Source organism: Verrucomicrobiales bacterium, assembly GCA_016793885.1.
Classification (GTDB): Bacteria; Verrucomicrobiota; Verrucomicrobiia; order Limisphaerales; family UBA11320; genus UBA11320.
The window spans coordinates 136,218-156,863 of the sequence record JAEUHE010000178.1 but is presented as its reverse complement, the minus strand read 5'-3'; the positions used below and the strand labels follow the sequence as shown (position 1 = coordinate 156,863).

General features: G+C 60.6%; 14 protein-coding genes. 4 read left to right on the top strand and 10 right to left on the bottom strand.

Translation table 11 applies throughout. The features are described 5' to 3' along the window. Positions 1-135: 135 nt before the first annotated feature. Both JNN07_20315 and JNN07_20310 read left to right on the top strand, forming a co-directional pair. A complete protein-coding gene (locus JNN07_20315; protein MBL9170090.1) occupies positions 136-603 on the top strand; it encodes a VOC family protein in 468 nt (155 codons plus the stop codon). Between the two features lie 303 nt (positions 604-906). Beyond that, entirely contained in the window at positions 907-2,724 is a 1,818-nt protein-coding gene (locus JNN07_20310) for a chitobiase/beta-hexosaminidase C-terminal domain-containing protein (GenBank protein ID MBL9170089.1), read from the top strand. Positions 2,725-3,169: 445 nt separating this feature from the next. Here JNN07_20310 and JNN07_20305 read toward each other — a convergent pair whose 3' ends face one another. Further along, complete coding sequence (locus tag JNN07_20305; protein MBL9170088.1) at positions 3,170-3,823, bottom strand: response regulator transcription factor; 654 nt, start codon at positions 3,821-3,823, stop codon at positions 3,170-3,172. Positions 3,824-3,835: 12 nt separating this feature from the next. Continuing rightward, entirely contained in the window at positions 3,836-6,751 is a 2,916-nt protein-coding gene (locus JNN07_20300) for a PAS domain S-box protein (protein ID MBL9170087.1), read from the bottom strand. A 233-nt stretch (positions 6,752-6,984) separates the two neighbouring features. On the opposite strand from JNN07_20300, the gene JNN07_20295 reads away from it, so the two are divergent. Beyond that, complete coding sequence (locus JNN07_20295; protein ID MBL9170086.1) at positions 6,985-7,245, top strand: hypothetical protein; 261 nt, start codon at positions 6,985-6,987, stop codon at positions 7,243-7,245. Here the strand turns inward: JNN07_20295 and JNN07_20290 are convergent. From JNN07_20290 to JNN07_20275, 4 genes are all read right to left on the bottom strand, one after another. Next, a complete protein-coding gene (locus tag JNN07_20290; GenBank protein MBL9170085.1) occupies positions 7,242-9,299 on the bottom strand; it encodes a sigma-70 family RNA polymerase sigma factor in 2,058 nt (685 codons plus the stop codon). The genes JNN07_20295 and JNN07_20290 overlap by 4 nt on opposite strands. 263 nt (positions 9,300-9,562) lie before the next feature. Further along, the gene (locus tag JNN07_20285; protein MBL9170084.1) at positions 9,563-11,437 is read right to left on the bottom strand and encodes an alpha-galactosidase; all 1,875 of its coding nucleotides are present in this window, start codon (positions 11,435-11,437) and stop codon (positions 9,563-9,565) included. Between the two features lie 216 nt (positions 11,438-11,653). Then, positions 11,654-14,785 (bottom strand): protein kinase, encoded by a 3,132-nt coding sequence (locus JNN07_20280; protein MBL9170083.1) that lies wholly within the window; start codon positions 14,783-14,785, stop codon positions 11,654-11,656. A 273-nt stretch (positions 14,786-15,058) separates the two neighbouring features. Next, positions 15,059-15,799, bottom strand: coding sequence for a sigma-70 family RNA polymerase sigma factor (locus JNN07_20275; GenBank protein MBL9170082.1), 741 nt, complete (start codon positions 15,797-15,799; stop codon positions 15,059-15,061). A gap of 259 nt (positions 15,800-16,058) precedes the next feature. On the opposite strand from JNN07_20275, the gene JNN07_20270 reads away from it, so the two are divergent. Then, positions 16,059-16,547 carry a phage holin family protein gene (locus JNN07_20270; GenBank protein ID MBL9170081.1) on the top strand — a complete coding sequence of 163 codons (489 nt, stop codon included), beginning with the start codon at positions 16,059-16,061 and terminating at the stop codon, positions 16,545-16,547. A 21-nt stretch (positions 16,548-16,568) separates the two neighbouring features. On the opposite strand, the gene trmB is transcribed toward JNN07_20270, so the two are convergent. The 4 genes from trmB to JNN07_20250 form a co-directional block, all read right to left on the bottom strand. Continuing rightward, a complete protein-coding gene (gene trmB / locus JNN07_20265) occupies positions 16,569-17,186 on the bottom strand; it encodes a tRNA (guanosine(46)-N7)-methyltransferase TrmB (protein MBL9170080.1) in 618 nt (205 codons plus the stop codon). Further along, positions 17,174-18,274: a carbohydrate-binding family 9-like protein gene (locus JNN07_20260; GenBank protein ID MBL9170079.1), complete on the bottom strand. Its 1,101-nt coding sequence runs from the start codon at positions 18,272-18,274 to the stop codon at positions 17,174-17,176. Before JNN07_20260 ends, trmB begins: the two co-directional genes overlap by 13 nt. A gap of 71 nt (positions 18,275-18,345) precedes the next feature. Further along, a complete protein-coding gene (locus JNN07_20255) occupies positions 18,346-20,088 on the bottom strand; it encodes a hypothetical protein (GenBank protein ID MBL9170078.1) in 1,743 nt (580 codons plus the stop codon). Beyond that, on the bottom strand, positions 20,088-20,558 hold the full coding sequence (locus tag JNN07_20250; protein ID MBL9170077.1) for an NYN domain-containing protein: 471 nt from the start codon (positions 20,556-20,558) through the stop codon (positions 20,088-20,090). Before JNN07_20250 ends, JNN07_20255 begins: the two co-directional genes overlap by 1 nt. Between the last annotated feature and the right edge of the window lie 88 nt (positions 20,559-20,646).

Sequence of the window (20,646 nt, the reverse complement as noted above, 5' to 3'; positions counted from 1 at the left end):
GGCTGCTTCCCGGGCAACGCGACCTATTCTAACATGCTCTTTGGGTAGGGCAATGGTACGAAAGGAGTAGAGCTCCCATCATTCTCGCTGGATTCCCAGTTGATCGTGCGAGCGAGGGCTCCTAGGCTTTGACCGATGACGATGACGAAGACCGCCATTCCCTATCCGCCTTTGACGCCTGCGCTGGCGGTGAACAACGCTGCCCGGGCGATTGACTTTTATCGCGCCGCCTTTGGGGCGGTTGAGCTTTATCGGTTGATCGACCCCGAGTCCGGGAAAGTGGGGCATGCCGAGCTCACGATCAACGGCAGCCTGATCATGCTTTCGGACGAGTATGCATCGATCAACAAAGCGCCCGCCAGCCTGGGAGGAACGACGGTCAAGCTGAGCCTCCTGGTGCAGAGCGTTGACCGTTTTGTTGAACGAGCCCGCGTGGCCGGCGCCACGGTCGTGAGCCCGGCGGCGGACCAGTTTTACGGGTTTCGAAGTGCGTCCCTGCGCGACCCGTTCGGGCATGAGTGGATGATCCAGCAGGAGATCGAGAAGGTGACTCCCCAGGAAATGCAGCGTCGATGGGACGAGATGGTCAAGAACGAGATCTAAGACTAGCAGCCTGTCGGACTTCTACCCACCGGACGTAAGTCTGGCTGTGGAGCCCGTGTGTGCTGAGCTATCCCTTAGGGATCGTCGCGACAGGCTGCGTCCTTAGCGGTTCAACTTCTTCCCCGGACGGGATGGCAAGGGGCCCGAGTTTCAAACTACGATGGACGCAACCTCGACCTGAGGTGCGGGGAGAGTGGACGCGATGTGGGACCCGGAGGGAGGAGAAAACGTGACTCTTCATTTCATTATTTACCTTTCCAGGCTGGAGTGCTATCAAAACCTTAGATTCACCAACAAGGATGCATGAAAACTCTCACTTTATCTCTCTGGTCTGTGATCGTTCTTTCCTGCAGCATAACCTGCGCTCCGCTTCAAGCGGCACGGCTTTCCTCCGATTTTTCACAAGATGCGAACCCGTCAAACGGTTGGCAGTTCGGCTACAAAGTTCGTCTGCAAAGCGAGTTTGCGCTCTACCGGACTCGATACGAAGGCACGGTTGAGGAAAATACCCAAGCCTACTGGGGTTGGATCAGTGACTCGGAATCTTGGGTCCGACAGAACCTCGGGCCGAACGAATTCACGGTGCCGAGCCAGGGGACGTTCCCTGTTCATGCGGTCAGCGTGGCTCCGGGCTACCCGGAGCGAGAAGACAACTATGCAGTGGTACGTTACGTCATTCCTAGTGACGGTCGCTACCGGGTCGCGATCTGGGCCGAAGCGACGGGCGGTAGCGACGTCGATGTTCATGTCCGCCGAGACGATCTGGAATGGGTAGGCAAGAATCTTAATCCCGGCGAGACTCTCGGCTTCACCAACGAACAGTATTATGCCTCGGGTACCATCCTGGAAATCGCGACCGGTCGGGGTGATGATGGTTCAAACTATGGCGCGGTGCTTCAGTTGGATGCTCAGATCGACTCCCTTAACCAGACTCTGATCCCTTTCAGCGGCGGCCTTGCCTCGCAGTTTCCCTCCACAGTCCAGCCGACCAACTGCTGGTCTCTCGGTTATAAGACAAGTTGGGACGGCGACTTCATGCCTTATACCGAACGGTTCTCGGGCGAGGCCTATGGTAATGAGTTGGCCTATTGGGGCCGAGTTGCAAACACGGAGTCTTTTATTAGGAAGAACCAGAGCTCCAACGCCTTCACGGTGGCGGGGCAGGGAACCTTTCCGGCCCATGGTATCAGCGCGGCCCCAGGGCCGTTCGGCGGGGTTCCGGACAATTATGCCGTGGCTCAGTACCGGGTTCCGGCGGACGGCAATTATCGCTTTGAGGTTTTTGGCTACGCTTCCGGATGGAGTGACGTAGATGTTCACATCACTCAGGATGGAGTAGAACTTCTCGGTCGCAATCTGGTCGCACCGCAGGAAATTCATCTCAACGAACAGCGCTTTTTGGTCGGAGGGACTCTGATTGAAGTCGCGATCGGTCGAGGTGCTGATCAATCGAACTATGGAGCCATTTTCCAGTTCGATATGCAGGTAGAGTTGATTGCGGTGTCGAATCCTGGTGTTCCTGAGATCGTATTCGCCCCAGCTCGGGGACCTTTTCTAGGTGAGACCATGATTCACTTGACGAATCGCTTGGGGGTGGGGTTGGTCCATTACACCCTAGATGGATCCGTGCCGACTGCTCGTTCGCACGTTTACACGGGACCGTTCAAGCTTCGTCAGAGCACGCTGGTGCGGGCGGCTGTTTTTGTCGACGGAGTGGCTGCATCCCAGATCTACCTGGCCGCTTACCGTCGTGACGAGCCGCCGAATGGTGGGATCGCTTCCGACTGGCTGATTCGCCATTTTGGAGTGGGCTTCTTGGACGACCCAAAGGCCAAGCCCGAGGCTGATCCGGATAGTGACGGCAGCAGCAATCTGCGCGAATATGCCTCAGGTTCGGATCCCCGGGATCCCTTGTCCGGTTTCAGTCTGCGTATCAAGTCGGCTCCGTGCGTTCTCTTCTCGTCTGTTCCTGGCCAAACCTATCGGATACTGCGTCGGTCTCGTGCGAGTTTCGAGACTGTCGAGATCGGCCTGGTGACGGCGACCAGTAATGAGACGAGCTTTGTCGACACCTCGCTGGCGGAGGATGCGGGGTTTTACACCGTTGAGGCCGTGCGCTGAGCCTATGGAGTGCGGTAGATCTGTCTCATGCTTACCTTCAAAAACGCGGAATAGACAAGTCGGGCGATACTGACGTTTCTCACCTTGGCGGCAGGGTGCGAACCCGTAGGGGTCTAAGAGAATAGTCGTGGGTGCTAGTATCCACGGAATCGTTAAAAGTTACGGAGCACCGTGGAGCGATGCCACCGGCTTCTGAGGCTGGTACCACCGTATTCAAGGATCCTGATGCGTTGGTCGGTCCACTCGCCGACTGGTGGCACGCCTTTCAGGGTGCTGTAAATAAGGGACCAACCGACCGGGGGTGTCGCTGCGCTCCACGTCCCGGCTAATTTCTTTGAACCCTGCGGGTTCTCGGCCCGCGGATCCAGGAACTCAGCCGACGACCTCAGCACAAACAAGCCACACAGCCCGAGACACCACCAATGGGGGTGAGTCCGACAGTCTGCTAGTCAGATGAGCCGTTGGAGTTCTTGGCGGCGGGCGAACTTAGCACTTCCAGGGCTCGCAGCCCAGCGGCCGTCCGGGTTTCGACGCCCAGTTTTCCAAAGATCTCCAGAACATGCTTTTTGACGGTGGCTTCACTGTTTCCCAGGATGGTTGCGATGTCGGAGTTGGTCTTGCCCTGACACAGCCAGAGCAAGACCTCCGCGACTCGAGGTGTCAGCCCCAATTCACGCTCGAGCGGGACTGCCGAGTCGAAGTTGGGATTAAACTCGGGCACCGATTGCTGTTGGTGACGCGCTAACCGCGACCGAATGGCACCCAGAAGGTCCGCCTTGCGCACCGGCTTCGTGAGATAGTCATCGGCTCCCATGTTCATGCCGGAGCGGATGTCTGGCTTTTCCCCTTTGGCGGTCAGGAAGATAAAGGGAATTTTCGAAGTGTTCGGATCCGCCCGGAGGCCGGAGATCACACCGTAACCATCCAGCACCGGCATCATGACATCGCACAATACCAGATCCGGCTTCTCACGTCGGGCCAGTTCCAGGCCCGCTGCTCCGTCGGCGGCCTCGAGCGGTTGAAATTGTTCCAGACGCAGGATCATGGCCAGGTTCCGGCGCATCTCTGGTTCATCCTCGATGACAAGAATCTTTTGCATGGTCGATGGTGGTTAGTCAGTTTGGCTGATTGCAGACGTTGAAATCGGAAGGGTCACCGTGACATTGGTTCCTTCTCCGACGGCGCTCTGAATGTGAATCGTCCCCCGATGCAGATCTACGGCACGTTTGACGATGACCAGTCCCAATCCTGTTCCCGGTCGGTCCCCAACGTTCTGCCCTCGGTGGAAGGCTTGGAAGATCCATTCCAGGTCGGGTTCAGGAATACCTATGCCGTGATCCTTGACCCGGATCGTGAGTTCGTCGGCATCGCATCGCAGTTCCAGCAGCACCGGCTCTCCGCCGCGTGAGTATTTGACGGCATTGGTGATCAGATTGGTGAGGATGTGTCGCAGCAGGCTCTCGTCCGCCTCGACGCTCGGCGGGATCTGATGCAGAGTAGGCTCGATGGGGCAGCGACGGTGAGTGGCGGAGTGCAGTTCATCCACCAGGTGCCTCACAAAAGCGCCTAGGTCCAAGGCTCCGGGTTTGAACTCCAAGCGCCCGGAGTCGAGTTGGCCGATCAGCAAAACCTCCTCCATCATTCCGGCCATCCGGCCGGTGCTTTTGACAATCGAACAGAGATGCTCCTGCCGCTGTTCCGGCGAGAGGCGGGGGAAATAGTCAGACAGGATTTCGGCTGAAGACTGAATGACCCCCAGGGGCGTTCGGAATTCGTGGGACACCATCGACACGAAATTGCTTCTCAGCAGTCCTAGCTCCTGCTCGCGGGCGAGCATCCGGCGCAGTTCTTCCTCGGCCTGCTTCCGTTGGGTAATGTCGAGTAGCACCACCAGGATATGCTCCTTTTCCTGGACCTGGATGATGTCCATGGAGAGGAGCATCGTGCAGCAGGAACCGTGTCGATTGCAGAGCTGTATTTCCCGGTCGCGGAGAGATCGCTTGGACCTTAGTTCCGACCAGACCTGCTCCCGCTCCGCCGGATTGGGCCAGAGCCCGAGATCCAGTGAGGTGCGCCCGACAATCATTGGATGGCTCACCCCTAACCAGTGGACAAAGGCATCGTTGGCTTCCACAAACTGGCCGTTGGTCAGGTCGAGAATGGCCATCAGGGCAGGGCTGGTTCGGAAGGCCGTGCTGAAGCGCGCCTGACTCTCGCTCAACCGCGCCGCGCTTTCCCGCAGGCGGCTTTCTGAACGTTTTCGCTCGATCGCCAGGGCGGTTTGTTCGGCAACGAAGGTCAGCAGCCGCTGTTGCTCCTCTCCGTAGGCGTCGGGATTGTGAAAGTCCTGAACCACCATGACTCCGATGGTTTGGCCCCGGATTACCAACGGGACCCCGAGCCAGACAGCCGACACACTTCCGTGTTCCACCTGCCACTCGCTGGGCTTGGGCGGGTTCAACATTTGCTCGCGTGTGACCAGCAGAGGTTTTCCGGTCCGAAAGACATACCCGGTCAGGCCCCGGCCAAGATGGCGAGGCGGGGGAGGGGGGTCTTTCTCATCGCGATGGTAAACGAAGTGGTGCAGACCCGTTTCCGGCTCGTGCAAGGCGATGTAGAAGTTGCGCGCTCCAATCATCCGGGCGACCGCAGCATGGATCTCCACGTACAGGCTCTCCAGATCGTCCACCGTGTTCACGGCCTCTGAGATCCGGTAGATGGTGCGTTCAATCTGCTCCCGACGCTTGCGCTCGGTGATGTCGTTCACCATCGCCTGGATCATCTTCCGACCACCGAGATCCATGGCGGTGAGGAGCACGTCCAGCATGATGCGGCGCCCGTTCGCCCCGATGGTAAGCCACTCGAAGCGGGTGCTTCCCTGTCGGAGGCAATCCCCGATGTGCCGCTCGGCCGCGGCCGAGGAAGTTTGGCCATCCGGCTGCAGCGGGGGAGCGAACTCCGCCGGATGGTGTCCGATGAGCTCCTTCTCGCTGGTGTACCCCAGCATGCGGACGGCAGCGGGGTTCACATCGAAGAACGCCTTGTCGTCCTGGAGCATGACCCCTTGGCTGGAAAGTTCGAAAAGCGTCCGATGTTTCAGCTCCGAGTCCCGCAGGGCCTGTTGCGTTCTCTTGCGCTCGATCGCCTGGGTGATCTGTTCGGCCACGAACGTCAGGAGGCGCTTCTCTTCCTCACCATAGGCGTGCTCATCCTGGTAATCCTGAATGGCCATGACTCCGATCGTCTTGTTCCCGATGGTGAGAGGGATTCCCAGCCACACAGCCGCCACGTGGCCGAAGGCCAGATACCACGTTGATTGATCCTCGGTGACACCCGGTGGCCGCTTCTTTTCCATCTCGCTGCGCCGCGCCAGAAGTGGCAGGCCGGTGCGCAGCACATAACCGTTCATGCCACGGTCCACCACATACGGCGCAGGACGCGCATCCATCTCGTCGACGTGGTAGGCGAAGGCGTGCTTTTGGCTGCCGGGCTCCGGGAGCAAAAGGTAGAAGTTGCGCGCCGGCATAAGTTCCGCCACGGCCTCATGGATTCGGGGGTAGAGATCCTCGGGTTCCTTGGCCAGGTGAGCAGACTCGGAGATCCGGTACAGCACCCGCTGGCGAAGAATCTCCAGATTGCGCAGCCGGTCCGAGATGTCCCGGCAGACGGTGGCCACCAAGGGCTTTTCGCCGGTTTGGATCGCCGTCAGCATGACGTCGAGCAGAATGGGGCTTCCGTCCATGCGGCGTGCCATCCATTCAAACGAATGGTTGCCTCGCCGCAGGACCTCGTGATGCATCGCGGCGGCTTTCCCCCAGGCATCCTTCCCATCCGGTTGGGTGGGCGCGGACAGTTCGGCCGGGTGGGTCATCAAAAGCCGTTGCTTGTCCGGGCTGCGCATCAGCTCGACCGCAGCCTGGTTGCAATCGGTGAACACCTTCTGCCGCGGATCGTACAGGAAGATCGCGTCGCCGCTGCGTTCAAACAGGAGCCGGAACATCTGTTCACTCTGATCCGGAAGGCTCACGTCGACACTACTCCTTTGGGTGTATTGTGGCGCGCGGTCAGCGCGGCTATAGCTGGGCGTGTGACGGCGAACCCGATCGCCACCCGGTGAACCCAAGCAAGGGTCCTCGGAGTGCCGGCGACGGAAGTTGTGAGAGCGTTACGGATCGCTGCGGATGCCATCAGTGTGGACATTTTCGCAAGAAGGCCGAAGACGTCAAGTGCGCTCACTGCCGTTCCTAAGTGACTTTGAATATGAAAACGTTGACTGCTGCTGGGACGATTCCCGCACCGACCGTGATTCCTGGTGTTGTGTCCAATGCATTCTCGGTTCTGGCGGCGTGCCGTCGTCCACGGATCCGGATTGTCCTTCCTACTTCGCTGCCTGCTTTGGACGCTTCGCGCCGCCGGTATCTTCGAGAGCTGCGCGCGGCTGAGCTGGCCTCGTGGCAGGCCAGCGGTGGAGATTACGTTCGTGCCAGTGCGCTGCGAGCCGTCCCTTCCAGATCAGCCTAGCGGTTCGCGGGTTTGGCCCGAAACTCCACGAAGCGGCTTCGGTGCCAGGCGAATTGGAAGTTGAGCGTCCTGGCGCCAGTCTCCGGAGAGAAGGAGAAGACGAACTGGCGCTGGGGATAAGGAGGACGCGGGTCGTGGAAGTGGATCGTGCGGTCCTGGTCATCGGAAATGCGCACCAGCGTTAGCCGATGGTCATCGGCGGTTTCACGCAGGTCCACCGCGAGATTCATCTTCGATTTGTCGACCAGCCAGCGAAACGGCTCGGGGAGCTCCGCGTTCAAACCCGAAAGCGTCTTGAGGCTCAATGCATTGTCTCCGAGGCCGCGAGTATCGCTCAGTTTTATCACCTGTTCTGGACGGGGTATTTGAAAACCTTTCCAAACGATGAGTTCGGCAGGGGCGTAATCGTTGGTTCGCGAGAGCTCGAAGCGCAGCTGCCAGGCAGGTTCCGAACTCCAAAGAGCTCCGATCATCGCGGCATGCAAACGGGCACCCGCCGGGCCGTTCGGTTCACTCCAAGTCGCCAGTTCCATGGGAGACCACTCGTTCCCCGTGGCGTCGGAAATCTCCACGCTGCGTATGGCCCACGGCATGCCTGACCCGGAGAGTCGCTGAGCGTCGAGGACCCATTGGGTGGTGGGGAACGCGCTCCATTTCGGCGTCGACGTGGCGGGATTGAGAACGCCTTGGGCGTTTGTTGCAAAGCTGGTCAGCCGCAGGCTCAGATCGGCGTTGGTGCGCAGGATCGGTAGGGATTCGGGCACCCATTCAGCAAAAGGGCCTGTCACCGGATTCGTGATGCTGAGCTCGGTGGCCAACTGCCAGGCTCCTTGAGCATTCTCGTAAAGGAAGCCCAGCCGAAGACGGCCTCCTCGCCTGGGAAACGCGTCGAGGTGCCACGCCGTCATCTGCGCGCGGTCGAAGCCCATGGTTCCCGAATTGAACATCCCATCGAACGTGGAGCCGTCGTCGCTCGTCACCACCAGGCGGCCCAGGTGGATTTTGGAGTCTTCGGGGATGTTTTCGCGCGCCGCCGCGAGGAACAGCGCATCCTTGCCGTTTTTCGTGCTCATGCTGATCGATCCAGACTCCCTCGAGGAAACCAACTGGCTGCTCCAGGATTTCGGAAGCAAATGCAGTAGGAGGCGATCGCGGAATCGAAGTGGGCGGGCGTACCGGAACGTGACGTGATCCGCGAACTCCACGTCCATGATTCGAAGGATGGAGCCGTCCGATAGAACGCCGCTGACCGCTGAGCCGGGGTTTTTTGGAGCCAAAATCGCCACCGAGGCCCCTAGGGTGAGGAGAAGCAGCGCGCCCAGACTCAGGGACATCTTGAGCTTGGCCAGGGCCATGGCTTGGAGGGTGGAGGTGACGAGGGGAGGTAAGCCTATGCTGGCTGTGCCGCTCGCGGCCGCAGCCGCCACGGAGGTGGCCAAGCTCGCGGGTGCGGCTTCCACCGAGTGGGAGAGGAGCAGGGTAGCCAGCGTTGCGGATGAGACGGTGATGCCGCGCTTCGTCAGCAGCGTTCGGAGCTTGTCCAGCGCCCGGGAAAGGCGCTTTCGAGCCGCGACCTCCGTGGTGTGCAGGATGTTGGCCACTTCTTGATGGGTCTTTTGCTCGAAGAATCGCAGCGTGATCGCATCGCGATCCGCCTGGCTCAGGCTGGCGAGCATGTCGTTGAGCTCCGGCGAGATCTGGTTCCAGAGCGCGGCGTCGTGGCTTTCGGAGGGCAGGGAGGACATGTGGGCGATCTCCTGTTCGTGCAGTAGTCGACGGTTGGCGCTCCGGCGCGCGTTTTTGGCGGCGAAGCGCACCGTTTGGAATAGCCAGCCGGAGAGGATGGTTTCGGCGGGGAGATGCTTGGCCTTGCGAGCCAGCAGGATGAAGGCTGTCTGAGTCAGCTCTTCGGCCAGGTGAGCATCGGGGGTTTCACGTCGGGCGACGGAGTACACGTGATGAACGTGGCGGGCAACGAGTTCCGCGAAAGCCTGTTCGCATCCGGTGTCCGCGTAGCGCCTCAGCAGTGTCTGATCGTCTTCGATTTCACTCATATCTACCTAGGTCATGTCCGACCCGGGCCGAGTGTGACAGGAAAACGATGGGGTGGCGATGGAGCGATGATCAGCTATGGGTGGGCGTGGTCGGTAGTCGCGAAACGGGGAGGGGAACCTGCTAAAGCAGGAACTCCATACGTCCCCCGGGCCTTGATGATCATGGAAACGCTAGATCCCGTGCCGGTGGACCAATGTTCACGGCTTCAGGCGGACGAAAGAACCATAAACCTCATCGGATCGATGTTCGATCAAGACTCTTCTTACCTCACTGGCTTCGCCACCAGCAAACGGGCGGAGTGGGGTGGTAGCGACGCGATGCGGTATTCGCCTTCGTGCACGCCCAGATCTTCGCCGGTCCAATAGTCGGTCAACCGGGACCGTTTAGGTAGTTGGAACGTGCGCGGGACGGGCTGATCACCCCAGTTGAACACGGAGACCATCAGGCGATCGTTGAGCTGAGTGATCCCGACTTCGAATCGGTCGTCATCGAAGCGCGCGCAGACGCCTGTTGGGGGAACCAGTTTCTTCAACATGGCGGCCCGCCGGGGCGTGATCTTGGTGAGATCATCCCCGCTCAGCAGCATGCCTCCGGTGGCGTAGATCAAGGTAGCATGGAATTGATACTCATGATCGGGGACCTTGCCGGTCGTGGTCGGCTTGCCGCCCGCGTCCATGACATCCGCCGAGCCTCCGTCATGGAGCACGACGCAATCGGGATCGTTCCACCACAGCCGCCCGTTCTGCCAGCCTCTCAACAAGTTCTCTCGTCCGATGCTTGTGAAGCTCGCCCAGTTTCTCTCGATATCGAGGGAACTGCGGGAGGCGTGGATGAGTCCGAGCGAGGGCCAGATGGGGTGGTTGCAGCCCATGATCAGGCTTTTCCCGGCGCCTCGACGAATGGCTTCCATCCCGCGTCGGTACGCTTCCACCCGCGTCGCATGCGGATCGTGGCGATGTCCCCCCGGGATGGTCGCCCAATAAGTGGCGTCCAGCTTGAAATAGGTGCAACCCCACTCCTGACGCAGAGTCCTGAACAAGTCTTCCAGCCAGCGTTGCGCTTCCGGATGGGTGCCATCCAGAGAATACCACGGGCCCAGGCGCCAGCCGCCAAAGCCGACACGATCCGAGCGCAGAGGCTGGCCGTGATCATCCTTAACGAACCAATCTCGATGCTCTCGAAAGAGGCGCGACTGTTCGCTGGCGATAAACGGTGCCACCCAGATCGCGGGCTCGAATCCGCGTTCGCGGATTTGTCGCAGGACCCCGCGGACATCTCCACCAAACGCTTTGCCAGTATCCAGCCAGTCTCCCATCCAGGGTTGGTAACCGTCGTCGATCTGGATGTAGCGCAGCTCCGGCAGATTCTTGGCGCTCCAGTCGAGATTGTCGGCGATGTTCTGCGCTGTCACCCGGGGCCCGAAGCAATACCAGGAGCACCATCCGGTGGGCACCGGGTTGTGCTTGAGTCGCGCGTGATTGCGCGAGATGGCTGAGGCGAGCCCATCGAAAAGCATGTCGCGCTTGGCTCCAGAGAGGACTACTAATTCTTCCAGCTCCCACGATTTGCCGGGGGCCAGCTCGAGGTTCTCGGTTTCCAGGACGGCCTGTAGGCGTTGTCCGTTGAAGTGGAATTTGCCGTTGAAACGGCGGCACGATGAAAAAGCTACCAGCGTGCGATCGAACTCGGGCGGAGCCACCATGATCATGCCATACACAGTCCGCGAGCCGGCAGGCTCGGGGAGTCGATAGTGACCCCGGTCCGTATAGGAGCCGACGTCCTGAGGGCTGGCCAGCGTTCCGGCGGTTTGGGAGAGCATCTGGAATCCTTCGCCATACACGGGGGTGCTTCCGCTCAGCCCGTGAGCCAGGTCAAAGAGAACCACTTCCCGAACGTGCACCGAGTGGGTTCCGGTGTTGCGCAAGGTCCAGCGGCAGCGGTTCCCAGCCCAGCGGTGGTTGAGCCGAAGAGCCTCGCTGCTTTCGCCTTCGAGCACCCGCACGACCTCACCTGGGTTAGCACGCAGGCTTTCGGGGAGGGGATTCGGTCGCGAAGCGGCGCTGAGATGCAGAGAGCCACTGATTATGAGCAAGGTCAGCGTCGCTCGGATCCGAGTGAAAAGATGGCGCGATGGCATCCAGTCATTTACAGGCTATTGAACGACCGTGTCCAGCGTGTGGTGAGGGGGGAAGGGACGAGTGATGAGTGATGAGTGAAGAGTGAGGAGTGACGAGTGAGGAGTGACGAGTGACGAGTGACGAGTGACGAGTGACGAGTGACCTCCAGCCCACGTCGTAACTTGAGGACGGCTTCTCCGGACGGTCCCCATTCGGCCACTTCAACTCATCACTCATCACTCGCCACTTCCCCGATACATCGAAGCCTGGGGCGCGGGTGCGGCGCTCAACGAACCATCGATCGGTTGAACATAGAGCAGTTCGATGGTTTTGTTGTGTCGTTCGATGACCAGCGCAGCGCCGTCCGGCGTGAAGCCGATGTTCCAGCCGCTCTCGGGTTTGCTGATGGCGGTCACCTCCCGGTAGGTATCCAGCCTCCAGAGCTTGAACTGGGTGGTGCCTTCGATGCTTGCCAGAGTTTTCCCGTCGGGCGAGAAAGCGACATCGCTCACCTCCTGCAGATGCCCGATCAGTGTTTGGATCTCTCGACCGGTGCTCACCTCCCATAGTTTGATGCGTGCATCCACTCCCGCCGTGGCGAGTTGGGTGCCATCCGGCGAGAAATTCAGTCCTTTCACATACTCGGTGTGTCCCGTGAGCACTTTTTCCTCCCCGGTAAACGTGTTGTAGAGAAACGCGTCGTAGGGGAAAGTCTGGCTCAGAGCCAGCCAAGTGCCATCTTGGCTGAGTGCGGTTCGGTAAGTTGGCAGACGTCGGGTGGAGAACGATCGGAGCCGCTTGCCGGTGGAGGTGTCCCACAAACTGGCTTGCCCGTTGGTTCCGATGGCGTAGCAAATCTGGGCGCCTGGGTTGAAGCCTTGTCCATGAAAGTCGGTTCGAGCATAGCCCGGACAATCTTCGAGGAGGATCTCCCGCTGCAGAGTTAAATCGTGTCCGGAGCGGACGGACATCGCGCCTTTCGAACCAGGCAGGGAGTACACCGAACCGCCATCGGGGCTAAACGCGGCAAAGATTTCATAAGCTTGAATCTCGGCCAAAGGCTGGTCCAAGCGATCGCGACTCAACAAGCGGGTGCGGCTAATGTCCTTCCCTTGTTCGAAGGTGAGGAATCGCTTGCCATCGGGCGAAAACGGCACCGCTGCGTGATACATGCTGGTCGGGTAGGCCGCTTCGCCCCGGATGGACGGGTTCCAGACCATGAGCCGAGCATCCTTGCCTCCAGTGATGATCCGTTGACCGTCGGGGCTGAAGGCGCCACACCACACCTCATCGTAATGCCCGTGCCAGAGGCCCAGCGGCTGGAGGTCGGGAACCGACCAGAGCCGCAGCGACCGATCCGAGCTCGTGGAGAGGAGCGTGCGATTGTCCGGGGCAAAGGTCACCGCCCAAGCCTTGAGCCAGTGTCCTTCCTCGAGCATGGTGGCGGCGCGCGCCGGTGTTTCCTTAACTGCCGCTTCGTCTTCGCTCTCCGAACTCCTCCCCCGGCCTGAGTCGTTGGGGGCTGCCAGGTCCCAGAGCTGGATCCTTCGGTCCATGGTGGCGGCGGCGAGATATCGTCCGTCGTTGGAGAAGCGCAAGGTCCAGGGCACGCCCGGAGTGGTTGCCTCGAACCGCTTTCGCCGGGCTTGGCGGTCCCACACGATGACGCTGTTCTTTTTGCCGCCGGCGGCCAGCAAAGCTCCGTCGGGAGAAAGGCTGATGGCGCGTCCGATGAACGGGAGGGTTTCGAGCCTCTCACCTGACTCGTAGTCCCAGACGCTGATTTCACCCGCCGGTTCAAAGAACCAGGGGCTCGCGGTGCTGATCGCCACCCAGGGTTTGGTTCGGGCTAGGCTGGCGAGCCGGCCGGGGAAGTCGCGAATGCGCTCCCGGGTGCTTCGATTCCACAGCGCGATCCGGTCATGTTTCCATGGAGTGAGCAGCCGTGAACTATCGGGGGTGATCTCGACAAACCAGCCCACCGTGTCGATTTTCCATTCCGCGACGGTTTCCATCGATGGAAACCGGTGCAGCCAGACCGAGTGATCCATGCCTCCGCTCGCCACCCATTGGCCGTCGGGCGAAACTTGGACTGCGCAGACCGTGGAGCCGTGGGCCTTGATCTCAAGCAGTTCGTCCCCTTGCGCTCGGCGGCTCAGGAAATACCATTCGAAGCCGCGCAGATCGCGACCCTGTTGCTGCGGGTCGTGGCGCGCCAGCAGACGCCGTCCTTCCGGCAGATCGCCGCGCTCAATCGCGGACGAAGCGGCATTGAGATCGGCGGCGTATTCATTCCGGGCGGCCACGTCCGCGTTCGTCGAGGCCGTTACTCGCTCCGCCTCGGCTCTTCGCCATTGCCACAGCACTCCGCATGCTCCGAGCAGGACGGCCAGAGTGAGGGCGAAGGTGAGTAGGGCGATGGCGGGGTGCCGACGACTCCAACGCCAGGCCCTTTCCAGCGGGCTGACGGCCTGAGCCCGAATGGGCACGTTGGAAAGGAAGCGGGTCAGTTCATCGCCCAGTTCCTGGGCGCTGGCGTAGCGACGATGCGGAGGTTTCTCGAGGCACTTGAGGCACAGGGTCTGCAGGTCGCGCGGGATTGTCGGATTCAGGCGTCCGGGCGGGATCGGCTCCAGGGTTTCGACTTGGGCCAGGATGGCGGGAATGGAGTCACCGAGGAAGGGGGGGCGTCCGGTCAGTAGGTGATACAACACCGCGCCGAGCGAATACACATCGCTGGCCGGCCCCGTTGCCGAGTGATCACCGCGCGCCTGTTCCGGCGGCATGTATCCGGGCGAACCCAAGGCCTGACCGCTCACCGTGAGATTTCGCTCGCTCCCTGTTTGCCGGGCTAGGCCGAAATCGGTGACCTTCGGTTGGTCGAAGGGATCGATGATGATGTTGGAGGGCTTGAGATCGCGATGCAAAATTCCCTGCTCATGAGCGTGCTGGACGGCCAGGGCCACATCGCGAAGCCAGCGGGCGGCTTGTTTGGGGGCGATGGAGCCGCCGTGGACCAGCCAGCTGAGGTCTTGTCCATCGACGAACTCCATGGACAGATAGGGCAGACCCTCAATCTCCCCCACTTCGTAGAGAGTGACGATGTTGGGATGATGCAGTTGGGCGGCGGCGGTGGCTTCCGCTTTGAATCGCAGCAAGGCTTCCCGTCCGGCAAAGCCGCCTCCGATGAGCATCTTGAGGGCCACGACTCGGTTCAGGGGCAGATGCCTGGCCCGGTAGACCACCCCCATTCCACCGCGGGCGATCCGGCTTTCCAACAAGTAGTCACCGAACGCTTTGGGTAGATCCTCCTCAAGCTCTTCGAAGTCCGCGGATCGATCGGGAACCGGCGTCAACGAAACCGCCATCAAACAGCGAATGCAATGACCTGTGCCGGCGTCCAGAGGACCCTGGCATTTAGAACACAAGGCGGGCGGTGGCGTCACTGGATTCACTTGCGAAGGGGGCTGTCGGCTCCCGAGATGTCTGGGTAGGCGCGCTGGCCCGCTCCTCTCCGGGAGGAGGTGCATCGGAAGGAATCCCCAGGTAGCGAGTCATCGAGTGGTATTGGTTGCATGGCCACTAGGTGATTACGGAAAATTGGGAAGCGCTTACGTAAAATTGTTGCCGGCCACGGTGATTCATCGAAGCGCAGCCATCAGGTGATTCATTTCGAGGTCCGTGTCCGCCTGATGCGACAAGGTCTCCCCGATTTCAGATCGGACCAGCTCCCGATAACGGTGACGCAACCGGTGCACGGACACCGCCACCGTGCCGGCGCTCATTTTCAGCTGGGTCGCCAATCTTGCGTAGTCCCCAGGTTCTGCCTCTTGCGACAGATAAGGGCTGAGGTGTACGAAGTGGGTTTGCTTTCCCGATTCGGCGGCCTCGGTCTTCAGTCGCTGGAGGGCGCGTTCCAAGACCGTCAAGGCCCAATGGCGGTCGAAGTCTTGTTCGGGGGATCCGGCGCCAGGGCTGGCCACCAGCTGGTTCTCCAATTCGGGGTCCTGGATGGAGAAGTGGAATGCTTTACCCCCGCGCTTCTGACTGTGGGCTCGATGGTATTCGTTGGTGATAAAGCGGCTGACCATCGTGAGGAGGAACGACCGGAACCGGGCGCGCTCCGGATCCACGTCGGCCAGCCAATTCTTTTCCAAGAGCCTTTCGAAGAAACTCTGAGTGAGGTCCTGGGCTTCCTCGGGAGAGGAGCCACGACGTCGCACGTAAGTGTAGATCGGACGCCAGTAGTTGCGGCAAAGCTCTTCGAGGGCAGCCATTTGGGCCTGATCATCGCGCGCGGCTCGCAGCACGACCGACCAATGAGTGGTCGCGAAATCCGCCGGGGTGCCGGCTGGGCCCGTTCGGTGATCGGATTCGCTCATGTGGAACATACTTTAGCCCAATCGACACCACTAGCGCAAGATAAGGTCAGTGCTAGCAGGTTGTCTTCGTGCGTCCGCCAGACCTGAGTTCGGCCTGGAACCTTACTTGTCTGAGGAGAGGCAGTGGAAACGCCGCGACAGGTTGCCGGCGCGCCTCTACCCGGTGGGATTGCCTCAGAATGGGACTGGCGTTCCCGCCGGCTGACCCTATTGTCCAAGGACTGGGTCGTGACGTGATGCGAGCATGACTGTAGGTTGTATGGCTGACTCCTCAAAACCATCGTCCTCTGAAACCTTCCGCAGCTTGTTTAAGCGGTGGGTGATCACTACCTTGGCGGTGGCATTCTTGGTGGCCTCGCGGATGGTAGATGGGATCCGCTACGACAATCTGGAGGCACTTCTCCTGGCGACGCTCAGCTTGAGCTTGCTCAACCTGTTTATTCGGCCGGTTCTCCTCCTGCTCTCGCTGCCTCTCCTGCTCTTGACCCTGGGGCTCTTTACCTGGGTGATCAACGCGGGACTGTTGCTCTTCGTGGGACGCCTGATCAGCGGTTTTCACGTCGACGATTTCGGTTCGGCCATGTGGGGCGCACTGGTTATCAGTGTCATCTCCGTTGTGCTAAACGTTCTCACCGGTGGCACTCGGGTAAAGGCTTCTTTCGTAGCTGCGCCTTCGGCCGGAGCGGGGCCGAGCGCGGGGCGTCGGAAGATCGATTCGGACGGGGATGGCCCGGTGATCGATGTTTAGCTAAGTAAGGCGGAAGACGCCTCAGGCGAGCCGGTATCCGGCTCGTTGCGTGGGGATGCCTTCCGAATTGAACATGCGCTCGAAGTCGGTGGTGACCGCGGCGAGATCGGCCGGGGTGGGAACTTCGGCAAATCGAGGATTGGCCTTGAACGATTCCACCATCTGCTGGAAGTAGTCCAGGTTGTCGGTTCGCAGCCACACGTGACCATTCGGGACGAGGGCCTTGGCGGCTTGCTGGGTGAACGCCTCGCAAATCAGCCGGCGATCCCTGTGTTTGCGCTTGGGCCAGGGGTCAGGAAAATAGACGTGGATCGCTGAAAGTGATCCGGGCGGGATGAGGTATTGCAGGAGATAGGCTGCTTCGAGTCGGATCACTCGAAGGTTTTTCAGCCCCAGCCGAAGACCTTTTCGATCCAGCTTCTTGAGTCGGCCCAGCAATCTTTCCACTCCGAGAAAATGAGTGCCCGGATGGCTCTGTGCCCACTGCGCCATGAAGGAGCCATCACCGGAGCCAAGTTCCAGCTCAACCGGAGCTTCGGTGGGAAAGAGTTCCGACCAAGAGAGTGGCTCGACGATGCTCCTCGGCTGGAAAATCAGCGAGGCAGGGGTTGGAAGTGTGGCGGTGCTCACTCGGACCAGAGCTTGGAATCTTGACGGATGTACCAGCGTTCGGTGCCCCCGGGAACGCGAATCTCCGCCATGGCCCGATAGCCGCCGTCGGGCTGAAGCTCAATCGTCAACGGCCAGGCCAGGTGTCGTGGATTGTAATCCCTTTCCAAGCCCAGGTCCTCGATGGTTTGGGCGTAGCGTCGATTCTTGGCGTGATAGGCTCTTTGGGCGTAGTAGGCCTGATAGAGATAGGCTCGACCGTAGGCGGTCAGATCGTTGAGCAACTTGCCTTGGCCGGGAGGCGCCGCCGTAAATTGGACATATCCCCACTTTTCGGGCCGGTGCATGTCGACGATTCCGATCGGAGACCACACCCAGTTGTCCTCGCGCTTGCCGGGGACTTTCACATACTGGCCATCCACAATTTTGGTGCGCCATTCCACGCGGGAGAAATTGACTCGCCATTGGTCGCCCTCCTGAGGCGGGCAGGGACGATGGGCGTATTCGCTGAGGGCTTTCCAGGGAAAAGCCATTTCCAGAGTCCATCCCCGGTCGCGATCCTTGGGATTGTTGTTCGATCCTTGGATCTGAACGGCGGTTTGAATGCCCACCAAATCCCATTCGTTGCGAGCTTTGCCCCCGTCCTTGTAGGGCTTGTCCAGGAAGAGATCCCAGAGGGTATTGAGGGTGTTCAGCTCAAACTCGTAGTACTCGTGATTGTCCCCGTTGGGGTCGATGAACACCTCGAAGTCGTTGTCCTGGAAGATGACGGCGTCGCGTTGAGTGATGGTTCCCCAGACGTGCGGCTCCGTGAGTTGCGCGGCCACATAAAAAAAGTTGTCATCCCACGCCATCCTCACGAAGGTCTTGTGGCGGGGGTGGGTGTTGCCCGATCCCTGAATGTCCACAAAATCATCGGTCGGTAGCGCGGTTGTCCAGATCGGATCGTTCAGAGCTCCGTCAATGATCGGCGGCGTCTCCGTCTTCGAGCACAGGTAGCGGCGCGGGCTGATGTTTTTCAGCGAACGCCAATCCCCGATGTCGGCAGCAGAGACCTGGCTGATATTCTCGATAGCAGCCCCAAACAAGATCAACACGATAGCGGCATTAATCTTCACAGGGAGAGATGTAACCTGGAAGACGCGCGGAAGGCTAGTCCGCATTTTAACTACCTCGCAGGGAGGTGGATCTAGCGTTTGGCCTGGGGTGCCGCTGCCGAGGCTCGAGGCAGAGCCCGACTGATGAAGCTCGACTGACGGGCGCGGCGCGCGCGTTGCTGGTGTACCCAGAAGCAGCCCATGGCCCCAACCAACATCACGCTCGCGAGGATCAGTTTGGTTCTTGATCGGGCCCCTGGTCCCTCGGTGGATTTGAACGGTGCCGCCGCTACGGTAGGAGCCGAGGCCGCGGCCGCGAGCGGTGAGGCCGTGGGCTGGCGGGCGTGAACAACCATGGATGCGGTGGGCGCTGATTTCGTCGAGGAGGTAGAGGCCTGGCCTGTTGCCGCGGCTGCCGCGGTGGGTTGAGGCCGGGTGGACGGAGCCAGATTGGCAGCGGCAGTGGCAGCGGCAGTGGCAGCGGCGACGACAGCGGGACTGGGGTTGGCTGAGGGGGCTGTCGGTGTGTTCGGCAACGGCGGCGTTTGGACTTCCACCGAGGCAGGCTGAGCCGCCTGAGTCGCGAGCGGCAGCGCTGTGGCTGCAGGAAGTTTCGAAGCGGCCGGAGCCGCGGGAGCCGGAGTCGGCGCGGGAGCGATCGGCGCGATCGACGCCGTGGGAGCTGGAACCGAAGCGGGGGCAGTCGCCGGGGCTGGGTCGTTGGACACCGGCTGCGCAGGCGCGCTCGGAGCGGGTTGCGGAACGGGTGACCCCGCGGGCGCGGTTGGAGTGCCGGCGGCGGCCGAGGCTGCGGTCGCAGTTGATGGTAAGGAAACCGCCTGGCTTACCGCCGTCGTCGGCGGGCTGATCGCGGTGAGGGGGCCGGCTGACGCTGTTGATGGAAGGCTGCTTTTGGAAATCGGAGGAGGAGTCGCCGGCACCCCGGCGGTGGGCGCGGGGCTCGGGCCGGTGACGGCTGGGGGCACGGAAGAAGCAGCTGCGGGAGTGCTGGGGGCGGGAGCGGATGGCGAGGAGGAGTGGTTGGGGCCGATCGGGTCATTTTCCCGCGCGACGGATTCTCGGGTGACAATGATGGAAGGAACCCGCCGGGGCGGAGTGGTGGTCACGCCAGGCTTGGAGAGCTCCTCATCGTCGAGGTCTGGGCGTGAACGTGCCAGGGAGGACGGCCGAACGCGCGCCTTTTCTGAGGGCGGGGGGAGGATGAGCGATTCCCCGGGCTGGGTCACAGAATACGCCGCGAAGTGTCCTTCGCGTAGCACAAATGCCGTGATGAAGGGCTGGTTTTTGGTGGTGAGTTCAGCGCCCAGCTGCCGGTAGGTGGTGTTGATCTCCTGGTCGAACGGCGTCCCGCTGATTTTGTTTTTTCCATCGGTGATCAAAATGACTGTCAGTTCGTTTACCGAGGCGACCACCGCCTGCAGATCTCTCCAGACGCGTTCGAAATTGGATCGCTTGGTATACCCGAGATCCTTCAGGAACAGGTTTACCCGGGTGGCCAAATCCAGCCGGGTTGCTGAGTCCCAAACCTGCATCGGGAAGCGGGTTTCGGGCTGCGAATTGAACGCCCAGACACCAAACGTATCTCCTGGGAGCATTCGGCCGCGGAGGCCGGTGTTAATGAACTCGAAAAGGGTCTGGCGCGTGCTTTCGTCGCGCTTCTGCATGGCCGAGGAGTTTTCTACAATGAAGAGGTAACGATTCCCGGTGGGCTCCGGCGGTTTCGGTTTCGCCGTGCCCGACGACGCTGCGGAAGACGGGAGAGCGCAGCCCAACACCAGCAGGGCGACAGACCAGAGCAAAGATTTGAATGACATCAGCGTGAGCGTTTGAACCGGTTCCGTTCCGAGAGGTTACGACCTTCGATCCGGCCGCGAAGTTCGTCCTGAGCGGATTTCATGGTGTCGATGAAGTTCCGACAATCACTCGTCATCCCGCCAACGGAAGTCACTGTATCCCGCTCGGCGTGATCGTCCGTCACCACCAGGACTTCCCCGTAGGCTGTCAGGCGGTGCGTGACGCGCTCAATTACCTGATCGGCTGTTTGGCCCGCTTTCGTATATAAAATTTCTAGCTCTCTTCGGGAGGGGATGGTGCGGGGACCGGTGGCGGGTTGGTTCCCGTCGAACACGACCGTGATCGGGGTGCCGCTCGAATCCTGGTAGAGGGTCAGTTCCCGGATGAGCTCGTCGCGGGCTGCGGCGCTGTAGCGTGCCTTACCGGGCGCCAATTCGCGCCATTGATGAAGCAGGCTGTAGCCATCGACCAGGATTCGCACCAATGCCATGTCTCGAGTGAGCCAGAATTGTTCCAACTGGGGAAGCTTGGAGAGTGATGAGTGACGAGTGACGAGTGACGAGTGACGAGTGATGGGC

Bases quoted from the DNA above. Each gene is read 5' to 3' on its own strand.
- JNN07_20315 (MBL9170090.1), top strand. From the start codon at position 136: ATGACGATGACGAAGACCGCCATTCCCTATCCGCCTTTGACGCCTGCG.
- JNN07_20310 (MBL9170089.1), top strand. From the start codon at position 907: ATGAAAACTCTCACTTTATCTCTCTGGTCTGTGATCGTTCTTTCCTGC.
- JNN07_20305 (MBL9170088.1), bottom strand. From the start codon at position 3,823: ATGCAAAAGATTCTTGTCATCGAGGATGAACCAGAGATGCGCCGGAAC.
- JNN07_20295 (MBL9170086.1), top strand. From the start codon at position 6,985: ATGAAAACGTTGACTGCTGCTGGGACGATTCCCGCACCGACCGTGATT.
- JNN07_20290 (MBL9170085.1), bottom strand. From the start codon at position 9,299: ATGAGTGAAATCGAAGACGATCAGACACTGCTGAGGCGCTACGCGGAC.
- JNN07_20285 (MBL9170084.1), bottom strand. From the start codon at position 11,437: ATGCCATCGCGCCATCTTTTCACTCGGATCCGAGCGACGCTGACCTTG.
- JNN07_20280 (MBL9170083.1), bottom strand. From the start codon at position 14,785: ATGGCGGTTTCGTTGACGCCGGTTCCCGATCGATCCGCGGACTTCGAA.
- JNN07_20275 (MBL9170082.1), bottom strand. From the start codon at position 15,799: ATGAGCGAATCCGATCACCGAACGGGCCCAGCCGGCACCCCGGCGGAT.
- JNN07_20270 (MBL9170081.1), top strand. From the start codon at position 16,059: ATGGCTGACTCCTCAAAACCATCGTCCTCTGAAACCTTCCGCAGCTTG.
- JNN07_20255 (MBL9170078.1), bottom strand. From the start codon at position 20,088: ATGTCATTCAAATCTTTGCTCTGGTCTGTCGCCCTGCTGGTGTTGGGC.
- JNN07_20250 (MBL9170077.1), bottom strand. From the start codon at position 20,558: ATGGCATTGGTGCGAATCCTGGTCGATGGCTACAGCCTGCTTCATCAA.